Genomic DNA, 12436 nt, shown 5'->3' on the forward strand with positions numbered 1-12436 from the left:
CCACCAATCACCCCAAAAAACCGAATTTACGATCGCAAAAACCCAAATTTGTAGGGGCGGGTTTATTCAGATTCTTTGTTGGTGACAGAATCAACGGTGAACCCGCCCCTACAAATTTGGGTTTTTGCGATCGTAAATTCGGTTTTTTGGGGTGATTGGTGGGGTGGGGGCGGGTTTATTCAGATTGTTTATGGGCAACAAAATCAACGGTGAACCCGCCCCTACAAATTCTGGGTGATCGCAAATTCAGTAATACTATTGCCTATCTTTCCTCCTTTGGGCATCTTGCAATTGCTTCCCTATCTTTTCCACCATTAGTAAGTCTTTTAAAGTTTGATATCCCTCTTTTGCTAACTTCAAATACTGTATCGCTTCGGGATAATTCCGCATGGATGAATAAACTTGTGCTAAACCGTAACGCGCATCGGTTAGCTCTTCGATATCGTCTGGTTTAGCTTTATCGATCGCCCTTTTATAGTATATTTCAGCCTGCGGCATTAGTTGCGATCGCCCTTGATACATTTCTCCCAACTTCCGGTAAATTGGCGCTGTCTCAACTCCCGCTGCTGGTAAGCTTTCCAGGATTTCTATTGCTTCGGCAATCAAGTTTGCGCTACGATAAACCTGTGCGATCGCCAATTTCTGACTCGCTGCATTTTGTACCTGTTGCTCGATCGCCCCCACAGCCTCCTTAACCCTCTCAACCTCCTTCTCATCCAACAAACTAAACTCTGAATCTCCCTCTGACAGCGGACTTTCCGAAGAAACCCCCGTATTCGTCTCCACAATCAATCGGTACTTAACACCCGGTTTCAGCACCGGTTCCCCCGGATACACCGCCTCAGTACCCTTAACCGTCATTTCCCAATTTAACTTCGCATTTTTTTCGAGGATGCTCAACTTATAGCTAGTCGCACCCGCAACCGGATTCCAGCGCAAAGTTGGCTTATTTCCCAGCAATTGCGTCCGTCTCGGACTGATTATATAAGGAATTGGCGCGTTATTCCAAGCAATTTTATCATCACCGCGATCGGGACATCTAATTAAGTTTTTATTGCACTCAGACTTCGACTTGTCGCTAGCCAACAAACAGCTATTTAATTGATTTTCGCCCGATTTAATTGACTTAATTCCTAAATCTGCACATTGAATCGTAATTTGTCCATTTTGTGCAGTTTGCAGTTTGTCGCCCGGATAAATCGGTGTACCGGCTGTCGGGCGAATATTTCTGCCATCTTGACGTTGTAGCTGCACTTCCCCGCTAATATTCAGGATTTGTCCGTTGGGTATTCTTGTCGTTGCTGCGATTGCTGAGGAAATTATTAGATTGTTAGCGGATATTTTGGATAAATTGGTGTCACTTCCGAAGTGGGGATGAGGCAAAATATCGATCGCAATTAACGTAAATGCGATCGCGCTTGCACCCATAATAACAGTCGTCCGTTTTTTCATTTAGTTTTTCCTGTTTTTGGTAAACGTTCCTTTGCCATTTGGATACATTCATCTTGTGCTGGTATCCTGGAATTGGCAGATTTCAGTGTTTCTTCCCAATGTGTCAGTGCTTCTTGTGGTTTTCCTTTAGCTTCCAGTACCTGCGCTAAAAGGCAATGAGCTTCTGGAGTCTTATTGCTGAGAGATATTGCTTGTCTTAAATCTGGTTCCGCTGAATCGTATCGCTTTTGGTTCAAGCGCACCCAGCCGCGATTCTTGAAACAAGCTGATTTGACTCCATCCTGTTTAGCATTTTGAAAGCAAAGTGCGATCGCCTTTAAAGCGTCTTCAGGTTTATTTTCCCGCAGAAACGATTTAGATATTTGAGCGTGAGCTTCAGGAATTCCCAGCCAGACTGCACTTTGCATTGATTCTCGCTCGCATTTGCGATCGCTTAAGTCTTTGCAAAGTTCGGATAAGTTATAGTAAGGCTCGCCGTTAGTAGGATTGATTAATACAGCTAGATTGTATGAAGCTTTCGCGATTAAAAATTGATTACTACGGTGGTTTTCCATCCCAAATGTATTGATCGCAGATGCCAGATTCTGCCCGATCAATGGATAGCCGATCGCCAAACCAGCTAAACTGATACTGGTACGCTGCATAAATTTAGTGGAAATGGTAAATTGTGGGTAGCTTGGAGGGCGATTGGCAGTTACAGGATCTGTTGTAGGTACGACAGGGCGATCGGCTTCCGGCTGCGGTAAAACAAACTCCTCAAACGTCGGATGCTGACACAGCATAGGAATTCCACTCGCACCCGGAAATTGAGAATCCCATTTCTGCAAGTCATTCTTAGCTTTTCGCACAGCTAAAAATAAAAGCTCTCCCGCAGCCAAATATGTGAATAAAGACTTCACAAAATCTTGAGCAACTACATCAGGTAGCGGCGCGCGCATCACAATTATCGACGGTAAATCTAAACCCTCAGCAACTATATCCGTCGCAATTCCCAAGCTCGAACAAGAGTTGAAAATCAGCAACTGCAAGCCTTTATTAATAGCTCTTTTTAAACCAGATTTTAAATCTTCTACTTTAATACTATTGTGATCAGGATTTTGATTGATATACAGCACTCCGTTAGTAGCATTATTGTCGCTGTTGCTGTGTCCCGCAAAAAAGAAAACTTGCCAGCCTTTATCATCAAAAAGCTCATCATGCAATTCTTGAGGAGTTGGCTCTTGGAGAAACTGTAAATCGCAAAGCTCGCCCAAACTTTTTTGTATAATTATTTGATCTTTATCAATATCAATTCCCTTGCTATTCCCAGCAATACATAAAATTCTCCCTTGAGAAGGTTGAGCTATGTCTGCTGTGGTTTTATGTTGATTTTTCTTGCCATATTCTGACGAAGTGGGAATTATTTCGCAGTTGGCGTAATCTTCGCGAAATGCCCACACATCCCAAGGTAACTCCCAAATTTCAGGCTTGTCTATTTCTAAAAATATTTTAAAACATTCAGATACATTGCCGATGTGCGTTCTGAGTTTTGACTCAATTTTTCTACAAAATTCGTCAGACTCCAGCCACTTTTTCATGTGTTCCCGCAAGTTCCTATATACGGCTTCAGGTTTATCCTCAGAAATGTTTGTAACACCCGTGGATTTTACCTTGATCCGAGGATCATGGCTCCGAGGTTTAAGAGCATTACATATCATTTTCCATTTGTCATGCAGTAGCGCAATTTCCGGCGCTGGTGGCAAGCTTCCTGAAAATTTAATTCTGGTTTTTTCCGATTCTTTGAGTTCCGCTGTGACGTGAGCAAAACCGTTCCCTAAAGTCCCAGAAGCCAAAACCAATATAATACTCTTACTCATAAATTGGAGGCGAGTGTAGTGATTTTCAAAATCATACCACAAAATTTTCTGTTATGCTCAAATCATCTATTGCTACTCGGATGCTAAAGCTCTCTTCGGGTTCTACCTCAAAATCTTTCAGCAAAATACACAAATCTTGAACCGTTGATTCACTTTTGTGTAAAATTTTTCCAGTATCGGATATTAACGAGAGTTTAGTATGGGGTGGGAGGTAGCGTTGTCCGATCGCCGGATGCAACTGGACATGAACTCTGACAGTGCGATCGCTCTGTTGGGCGATCGCCACCAACAAAGCCACAGTTGTCCTACCCAACTGCATTCCCAAATCAATCAATCTAGCCCTCGCAACATCCGCTTCGGGAAATCTATGCTGGAGGCTGGCTTGTCCCCCTGATAATGATAAATTTTGTCTCGAATTTCCACTACTTCGGAATGCAAAATTTGGATGCTGATCAGGAAAAATTGTTTCTTCTAAATTTTGCTTACCTTGGTCAAATTTCTGCCAACCTGTTTCAACAATATTCTTAAACCAATTACCCAATTTTGACGGAATTGGATTTTCGATTGCACCGGGCGAATCCTCCAATGGTTCAGGGTTAAATATTGCCTCGAAAGGTTGCCAATCAGGATTAAATACATTCATCAACCACTGATTTAGGTCAACTTTAGCGTCAAACAAACGTTCTAGATTTACTAAAAAATCGTCAAGAGAATGTAATTCGTTCAATACTAATTCGCCCGTTTCCGCAGTCGGAGAAAAACCAAGCAATTTCGCTGCTTTTTCATTTTCATCAATGGCTACGGCAATATAACCGATACGATCAGCCCTAGCTTCCAGGGGAACTGGGCAATTTACAGGAGAATTTGCTGACAAATTGTCATTAGCTGTTGCTTGATTTTGATGCAGATTTCTAACGGGACGGCATTCAATTTTACCCAATCCTTTGATATACAAATCTGCCGCATCTGTAAACAAGCGCATTGCGGGATTCCAGCTATCGCACTCAGTCAAATCAGTTTCAATATTCAAGATTTGCAGGTAATCGTGAACTGCCAGCACTGCCAAAGTATTGAAATAAACTTGCTCTTGTCTTTGCGGGTGGCGCTGTTGGGCGGCAAATTGTCGAGCAAGTTGTAGTGAACTTTGAGTGATTGGCATGGGCAAAGGTTCGAGATTTGAAAGGTTTTCATAGTTCATTGTTCCGGCACTCCTGGTATGTTGAAAGTTTGATATCCTTGATTTTCGGAAAAATTTTGCAGCAGATGGCGACAGTCATTGTTGAGCAATTGATATAAGGTGGAAGGGGCGCACCCAAACTCTTTGGCAATCTCTTGAATAGTTTGACCATACAAACACTTGCGCTGCAATAAAACTTGGCAATTTATCTGCGGCTTTCCTCTGACGTGTCTGTTTTTTAATTCGTCATTGGGATCGGTTTCTATCCATTCTAAAAGTTCGTCTAAATAGAAACTGACATCTGGATTGGCTTTCAGATTTTCATTGTATTTGATATCCTCTCGGTTTGATAATTCCTCTAAAGAGGCTATTGGATTTTGTATGTGTCTTGCCCTTTCTTGTTGTTGCTTCAGATGACAATCTAACAGCCGCTTTTTGAGATAGGGATTTAACCAGGTGGTAATCTGACTTATTTCGGGATTGTAAGCTTGTTTTGCTGTGGTAGCTTCACATAAATTGCCAGAAAGATAGATCCATGTCTTGTGCAATGCCTCTTCGTAGTGAGGTGTGTTTTCTTTCCAGAGTTTGCCGGATTTGATAATCTCTCGAATCAGTTTATTCAAGAAACGACTTCGCCGGAGACTACCCACGGGATGCTTACAAGCTTCGATGACGAGTTCGAGGATTTGCTGCTGGGCGGAATCTCGATCGCAATTTCCAGATTTTCCTGAGCCCCCAGCAGCATCAGAATCGTCGGATAACTGGTCTTCCCCCTCGGAGGGGTGGGATTGATCATTCATAGTTAAGTGCGGCCGCAACTTTGTTCCTACACTTATTTATCAGGTTGAGTTAGGATTTTTTTTGCGAAATTTCCAAGTTTTTTTTGTGACTGTGCTTGAAACCTTTGCTGTGCGGTCGATGTGGCTGTTTTTTTTTGTAGGTAAAGTTTTGTAAATAGGTCGATCGCCCATCAAGCCAGTGCTCGTGCATCAAAGAACTATGCGGTTGAAATAGCTGACCATCAGCCTCTCCATCACCTTTATCTGTTCCCAAATTTTGGCAAATTTCTGCTGTCGCCGATGCCATCGCCCTGAAAGTTGTCGCACAATCGGGTTAATTCGTTCTAGCCTCTGGGTGTTATCTTTGCCGATTTGACGGTGAATTTCTGAAGTTAGATCGTTTCCGGTGGCACCGGAAATAATATAACTCCTCTACTATAAAAATTTTCGTTGTTTTGCGACGAATGACCACATTGCGTCGGCAATCAATTCTTCTGTTTCTATCTGTATGACTTCACAGATTGTGAATCATCAGTGCTTTTTGACCAAAGCACAGGGGATTTAAGCCCTCAGCTTTAGGTGGATTGTTTTTAGGCAGGGGATTTAACCCCCAGCCTAAAAACTTCGCTGTCAACTGTCAACTGTCAACTGTCAACTGTTAAGCTTCACCTTGAAGAATCGAGACCTGATCTGAACCTTATGGGGTTCTCAGCAAATATTTTTGTTAAAAAACGCGGTTTCTGAGCACTCAAAAAAACTCTGTTGATTTGGTTGTCAGTCCATAAAGTTTCTAAACATCGCGTTCTGTTCGCACCCATTTGGTTTGCCGCTTCAGGATAAAACCCAGATATAAAGGAATTTTCCAAAGGATGTAAAAAGGTACGGATAAAAGAGTTGCACCGGAAATATCGGCACGCCCAAATTTTGCCCAAGCGCTGACAATTGAAACTAAAATTAGCAGTCCTTGTACTGCTAACAAGATAGCAGGAATCGGGGATGTTCCGATGATTGCTGCTAGTATGGAGGCGGCAAAAGCGGCTAGCCAGATAGCGACTAAAAGCGATAGGGGAGGGATGGACAAGTCAAGGGCGATCGCCATTAAGTCAAAACGTTGTTGCTCAACGGAGGCTGTCGCTAGCCTGGGAGTCTGAGTTAGTAAGGTTTGCAAGTGTCCGTGTTCCCATCTGGTTCTTTGAGTTTTAGCTACTTGCTGTTGCTGCGGCAAACACCCTGTGACTCTGGCTTCGGGGCAGAATACGGTTGGATGTCCGGCGATCGCCAAATCCAAACTCATTTGCATATCTTCAACGATATTGCTACTGGCTAAAGGAACATCTCGAATGATTAACCAGGGAAAAGCCATCCCCGTACCTGTTAGCAATGAGGGGAATCCTAACTGTTTTAATCCGCTGGGCCGGACTAAGTTTTTCACTAGAAATGCTAAGGCAGAAATGGAATCTTTTGGAGTAGGATTGGGCGGCTGTTCCATTAAATATGTGGCTTGGACTGGCCTTTGTTCGGCGATCGCAATCCGGGCTAATTTCTCGATCGCGTCTGGCCCACAGATGCAGTCGGCGTCAACCATGATCACTACTTCTGGGGGGTCTGAGGCGATCGACTGTAAGCCAAAATCCAGTGCGTATCCCTTCCCCTTGCGTTCTGTGTCGTGGCGCTCGATCGCACTTGCACCACAGTTACGGGCGATTTCTGCCGTATCATCCGTGCAGTTGTCAGCAATCACTAACAGGCGGTCTTGAGGTGTTAGCTGCGGCAATATGGTGGAGATGGTGGCACCAATTCCTGCTGCTTCGTTGTAGGCGGGAATTAACACCGCCACTTTGGGGCGCGGTTCTTGAGTTTCGGCTGTGGGGCGGAGGCTGGACAAAAAAGCTGCACTGCATTCTAGGAATAGAACTGCAACGGGAATTAGCAGGATTAGGGCGATCGTCAAAAGTACAATATCAATAAATAGGAACGCTAGCTGATTAATTTGCACAATTCTAGTACCTTAATTTTATTTTATTTGCTGCGGTCATTGAGTTGATTTAATCAAATTGTACCTTTGTCAACTCAAGGAGTAACGCTATCTAAACTATCATATAATGTCGATTATGACAAATATTAAGTAGATCAATTTAATCTCAAACTACTTGAGAAACCCGGTATCTTTGAGATACCGGGTTTCGAGGTGTTCTGCTGTTAATCAATGAAAAACAACGAAGCAATCTCTACAACTTTTCAAGCTAAGCTGCTTCGCGGACAGGAACAGGTTCATATTTTTTTTGGGTTAACTGTGCGGGGAGTACAAATTCTCTGAGATATCTCGACATCGATCGCAAATATCCCACTTCTGCTTGAATAGAATCCAGTGTAGAAAGACTCTCAACTAAGTCATCAAATTCATCAGCAGTAACTCCAGCACTGTTCAAGATTTCTTGGTTAAGCCGCCCGTACATTCCTTGCAGAAGGAGTTCGATAATCTCCCTGTAGTCAGAAATTTCTGTTCCGTAACCTTGCAATTTCTTGGGATTGATGCCCCACTGCAAAATCTTCAACAAATCTTGAGGGGAACTCCACGCAAAAGAGGAAGCAATCACTTCTTTTTCCGCTGCGACTAAAGCGTGCTTGATTTGCACTTCCGGGAAATCTGGATCGCTGATTAAGCTTTCCAGGTTCGACACTTGTTTATCTAACACGCGCAAAGAAAAAGGAGCTAATTCTACAGTCACCATGTCGCCAGCATCGTCAACAATTCTAAAAGGATCTTCCAGAACATTAATTAGGAGGTGAATATCTGTCGGTTTGTTCCAGTCAAACTGTCCGAGGAAAAACGGTTCTTCGTAGCCCGGTAAAAGTCCTTGAAAATAAATCGGCAGATTGTTTCCTGACTCAAGAATTTTATAAAGAGCGACTTCCAGGGTTTCTGTCGGCCATCCGAGATTGGAAACGGCGACAAATTTCAGTTTTCCGGGAACGGAAACAATCAGCGCATTCAGTAATAAATGTACGGCTTCGATCAGATTTTGAGCGGTTACATAGCGGTGGGGAGCGTGAACGTTGACTGTTTTACTTTGCTCTACTTTTTTGGACATTTGCTCGCAGAACAAGCTATTTTCCAACATATGAGTAAAGCGAACCATCCCGTAAGTTACATCTCCTACTTGAGCTGCTTTGGCAAATTGCCATTCGGCAAACTTTTTGGAGGCTGCGTAAACTTCGGTTGTAAAATATCGAGATGTTTTGCCTGTGGAAGAGAAGATGCAGTGTTCTGCGCCGTATTCTTCGCAGAGTTGGATGACGTGTTGGCATCCTAATAGGCTGGTTGTCACTGTTTCTCGGATTTGGATTTCAGCTAGTCCTGGTTGGCGTTGGGCTGCTAGGTGAAAAACAATGTCTGGTTTTTCTATGTCAAATATGTGTTTCAGCGCCTCGAAGTTGCGAATGTCGGCGGCATAGAAAGTTACTGCACCTTCTTTGTTAAAGTGCGGGAGAGTTTCTTCGGGGTTTTGACATCGGGCTTTGTCTACGGAAATGATTTTAGTTGCGCCTAATTCGAGGAGTTTTTCGATTAAGAAACCGCCGACGCATCCTTCTCCCCCGGTTACGAGAATGGTTTTTCCTTTGATTTTGCTGCTGACTGCGGAGGCGTAGAGGTGAACGGTGCGATCGCGCACGTCGCTAAAAGGTTCGCTTTCTAGTTGTCCGTCGGCTTGATAGGCGGCGATTAGCTTTGCGGTGAGACTTTGTAAGACTGCTAGGATTTCAGGATCTTGCGGTTCCGGGGAACCTGGGGGAACTAGCTGCTGGATGCGATCGATTATTTCAGCTTTGCTGGCACCTTTAAACATTTCTGAGAGGTTAAATGCACTCATGACGTTCTTTGCTCCTGTAAATTCTAGAAATACCGTTGCTGATTCAAAGTTTTTAAACAGATTTTCAAGGGACAGAATCTTTAAAAGTCTGCTGGATTTTAGGATGTTTTTAGACTGAAAGCGACTTAATTGGAAAGGCAGGCAATCGGTTCTCCTAGTAAATTACTTGTATTAAGCCTACTTGTAGTTTTATTAAGCGCTTTTTTAACCTGCTTACTTTTGCGATCGGCTAAGTCGGAACGCGATCGGTCAAAAATTGATCACTACAACTATAAACTTAAGTTGCTGGCTGTTGGCAATACTCAGGACTAATCTTTACTATTTCTTTGCAATTCCCTGCGATTTTTCACGCAATTTTAAAGTTAATGTAAAGTAGGCGGCGTTAAAAAAGCTTAAAAATATACTTGAAATTGATTTTCTAGCCTTTGACTACTTAAATACAGTGTTTTTTTTGATACTAAATATAGTTAATTTAAGTAAGTATAGGCACAACAGCGCCAAATATTTCGGTCGGCCCAAAAGATTGCTACCCGATCGCAGGGGTAGTGCTGCTGTGCCTACCCCTGTATGTGTGTTGCTACCGGGCGCGAACGCTGCGCTCTTTTTTGCTGCCTTCAAACTCGCGAGCCGAGGCAGGATCGTAGCCTCCTGTCCGCAAACGACGGTCTAAATCGCTGGCTTCGGGAGAAGTTTTAGCCGCTTCTTCGATGGTCACTCTGCCTTCAAGCACTAATTTGTAAAGCCCCTGGTTGATAATCTGCATTCCTTCGTAGGTGTCAGTTTCCATCAACCGGAAAGCTTCATCATCAGCACCTTTCATCAAGTATTCCTGCATAGCTGGCGTATTCACTAAAATATCGTGAACTGCGACGCGGCGGTTGTCAACAGTTGGCAGCAAAAGTTGGGCAACTACCGCTACTAAAGAATCGCAAATTTGAATCCGCATCGCCTGTTGTTCTTCGGGCGGGTAGAGGTTCAACAATCGGTTGATAGCGTTAATGGCGCTGCGAGTGTGGAGGGTTCCAATTACTAAGTGACCTGTTTGAGCTGCTTGCAGGGCTGTATTGATGGTAACGCGATCGCGCATTTCTCCGATCAGGATTACATCGGGGTCTTCCCGCAAAACTGCCCGCAAAGCCTGTTGAAACTCGTGGGTATGCAAGCCGACTTCCCGCTGGCTAACTAAGCATTTTTTGGAAGGGTGAATAAATTCGATCGGGTCTTCAATTGTAACTACGTGCTTCTGTTCCATCTGGTTAAGATGGTCGATCATCGCAGCTACTGTTGTTGATTTTCCCGAACCGGTAGGCCCTGTAACTAATATTAATCCCTGCGATCGCAAAATGATATTTTTGAGAGCTTCTGGCAACCTCAAGGAATCGATAGTCGGTATTTCCAAACTGATCAACCGCAATACTATGGCACCACCGCTGAGGGAATCAAAACAATTGACACGACAGCGCACGAAGCCTGGGTAAAAAATTGCTGCATCTAATTCTTTGGTATTAGTAAACTGTGTTCGTTGTTCGGGGCTGAGAATTTCAGCTAAGTAGTGTTCAAAAATTTCTGGTGTTACTTTCGGGTGGCTGGTTGCTATTTGCATCACGCCCCGAATCCGAAATCTAGGTACTTGGCCGACTCGAACATGAATGTCGGAAGCACCGGCGCTATGGGCATCTCTGACCATTTGTTCGATCGTACTGACGGGAGTCTCAACAGGACGCTGCTGGGCCGAGGGGGACGCACTCGGTGGGGGTGCAGGATGGGCGGGTGTTACACCCAAGGGCGGCGGAGGCGGCGGTGTGCGGCGGGCTTGAGCGTCTGGTCGAACAGGTGTAGGATTGTTTAATGGGTTCATTTTTTGGTCTCCAGTCAGTCTATTTTAGATTTTAGATTTTAGATTTTAGATTTACTCCACAGATTAATCTGGGAGCAGGAACTCTTAGTCTAAAATTTGGGGATCGACCGTGATTGAGTGTACGTGGCACGGTATCCGTTTTTGGGCGGGGTCAATGTAGATTTATTGCGAAAAAATGCCCGATTTCTAATCTAATCGCTCGCTTGCTAATTCGGTGCTAAATGGTGAAAATATTTTACAATTAGGCTTGGTGGGCGATCGAGCAATTAACAGTTTTAACTTGTATGAACATCATTCAAAAAATTGCCGACTGGCTCGAAAATCGCGCTGTTACTCCCGCCTACGCGGGTTGGCTGCTATCGGGAATGACGGTTTTCTTTTTTGGTTCTGCTACTAATACAATGGCTGGGTGGCTGTACGCACTAAGCGGTGGGAGTTTGGCGTTGTTGGTAGTAGCGGCGGTTTTGCCGGCAAAATCGCTTCGTTCCTTGGAAGTCCGCCGTCGCCCGATCGAACCAGTGAGTGCGGGGGATAAAATTACGATCGAACTAGAAATCGAAAATCGCGATCGCCAACCTAAAACTTTGTTGCAAGTAGTAGACATCTTGCCGTTTGTATTGGGAAAAGAGGTCGTCCGCCCGATCGAAGTCATAGAGCCTAACAGTACATACAGGGATACATACTATATAGAAGCCCAGCAGCGCGGTATCTATCGCTGGCAAGAGGTGCACTTGAGAACGGCTGCGCCTTTAGGGTTGTTTTGGTGCCGCCGCAGCCGTCCGGCGAAAGCGGTAGCGGTTGTCTACCCGCTGGTTTTGCCGTTGAGCACTTGTCCTTTGATCGATCGCATCGGTCAAGAAGACAGCCCGCAATTGTACAATCGCAGTCGATCGCAAACTGCTACCGAAGGCCTCACCCGCAACCTCAGACCTTACCGCCACGGAGACCCCACCCGCCTGATTCACTGGCGCACCAGCGCCCGCTACGGAGAACTGCGGGTGAGAGAGTTAGAAGTTGCCGCCGGCGGTCAAGAAATTATTATTGCTCTCGACAGCGGTGCCATGTGGGAAGCAAAGGAATTTGAACGAGCCGTGACAGTAGCAGCTTCTCTTTACTTCTATGCTAGCAAGCGCCTGTTAAACGTCAAACTTTGGACTGCCGGAACCGGACTCGTATCGGGGAACCGGGTAGTTTTGGAAACTTTAGCCGCGGTTAATGCTGGGGAAGAGGCGATCGAGAATCGATCGAAACTGTCGATAATTTGGCTGACTCAAAACGCTGCCAGTTTAAGCACTCTTTCCCAAGGCAGCCGCTGGGTACTGTGGCCGAGCGCCACTGCTGAAACAGACGAAAAAATATTAGTAAAACACGATTTACCGGGCTTAGAAATTCGCTCCGACCGACCGTTAGAACTTCAGTTACAAGCAAGCGTCTCCTAGACT

At 44.6% G+C, this 12436-nt stretch carries 8 protein-coding genes and 1 pseudogene; 1 reads left to right on the forward strand and 8 read right to left on the reverse strand.

Annotated features, from left to right (window positions below; genetic code table 11):
• Positions 1-255: 255 nt before the first annotated feature.
• From K4039_RS17865 to K4039_RS17900, 8 genes and pseudogenes are all read right to left on the reverse strand, one after another.
• Positions 256-1452: a tetratricopeptide repeat protein gene (locus K4039_RS17865; RefSeq protein WP_265237073.1), complete on the reverse strand. Its 1197-nt coding sequence runs from the start codon at positions 1450-1452 to the stop codon at positions 256-258.
• On the reverse strand, positions 1449-3308 hold the full coding sequence (locus tag K4039_RS17870) for a CHAT domain-containing protein (protein ID WP_265237075.1): 1860 nt from the start codon (positions 3306-3308) through the stop codon (positions 1449-1451). The genes K4039_RS17865 and K4039_RS17870 overlap by 4 nt, the downstream gene beginning before the upstream one ends.
• A gap of 31 nt (positions 3309-3339) precedes the next feature.
• On the reverse strand, positions 3340-4506 hold the full coding sequence (locus K4039_RS17875) for a DUF1822 family protein (protein WP_265237076.1): 1167 nt from the start codon (positions 4504-4506) through the stop codon (positions 3340-3342).
• Positions 4503-5285 (reverse strand): helix-turn-helix domain-containing protein, encoded by a 783-nt coding sequence (locus K4039_RS17880; protein ID WP_265237077.1) that lies wholly within the window; start codon positions 5283-5285, stop codon positions 4503-4505. Before K4039_RS17880 ends, K4039_RS17875 begins: the two co-directional genes overlap by 4 nt.
• A 198-nt stretch (positions 5286-5483) precedes the next feature.
• Positions 5484-5630 (reverse strand): annotated as a pseudogene (locus tag K4039_RS17885) (IS1 family transposase); the annotation flags it as partial.
• A 424-nt stretch (positions 5631-6054) separates the two neighbouring features.
• Positions 6055-7260, reverse strand: coding sequence for a glycosyltransferase (locus K4039_RS17890; protein WP_265237079.1), 1206 nt, complete (start codon positions 7258-7260; stop codon positions 6055-6057).
• A gap of 247 nt (positions 7261-7507) precedes the next feature.
• Positions 7508-9136 (reverse strand): polysaccharide biosynthesis protein, encoded by a 1629-nt coding sequence (locus tag K4039_RS17895; RefSeq protein ID WP_265237081.1) that lies wholly within the window; start codon positions 9134-9136, stop codon positions 7508-7510.
• Between the two features lie 577 nt (positions 9137-9713).
• A complete protein-coding gene (locus tag K4039_RS17900; protein ID WP_265237083.1) occupies positions 9714-10994 on the reverse strand; it encodes a type IV pilus twitching motility protein PilT in 1281 nt (426 codons plus the stop codon).
• Positions 10995-11278: 284 nt separating this feature from the next.
• Here K4039_RS17900 and K4039_RS17905 point away from each other — a divergent pair, with 284 nt between their 5' ends.
• Positions 11279-12433, forward strand: coding sequence for a DUF58 domain-containing protein (locus K4039_RS17905; protein ID WP_265237085.1), 1155 nt, complete (start codon positions 11279-11281; stop codon positions 12431-12433).
• Positions 12434-12436: the final 3 nt, after the last annotated feature.

The organism is Lyngbya sp. CCAP 1446/10, assembly GCF_026130175.1.
Taxonomy (GTDB): Bacteria; Cyanobacteriota; Cyanobacteriia; order Cyanobacteriales; family Microcoleaceae; genus Microcoleus.

Bases quoted from the DNA above. Each gene is read 5' to 3' on its own strand.
- K4039_RS17865 (WP_265237073.1), bottom strand. From the start codon at position 1,452: ATGAAAAAACGGACGACTGTTATTATGGGTGCAAGCGCGATCGCATTT.
- K4039_RS17870 (WP_265237075.1), bottom strand. From the start codon at position 3,308: ATGAGTAAGAGTATTATATTGGTTTTGGCTTCTGGGACTTTAGGGAAC.
- K4039_RS17875 (WP_265237076.1), bottom strand. From the start codon at position 4,506: ATGAACTATGAAAACCTTTCAAATCTCGAACCTTTGCCCATGCCAATC.
- K4039_RS17880 (WP_265237077.1), bottom strand. From the start codon at position 5,285: ATGAATGATCAATCCCACCCCTCCGAGGGGGAAGACCAGTTATCCGAC.
- K4039_RS17895 (WP_265237081.1), bottom strand. From the start codon at position 9,136: ATGAGTGCATTTAACCTCTCAGAAATGTTTAAAGGTGCCAGCAAAGCT.
- K4039_RS17900 (WP_265237083.1), bottom strand. From the start codon at position 10,994: ATGAACCCATTAAACAATCCTACACCTGTTCGACCAGACGCTCAAGCC.
- K4039_RS17905 (WP_265237085.1), top strand. From the start codon at position 11,279: ATGAACATCATTCAAAAAATTGCCGACTGGCTCGAAAATCGCGCTGTT.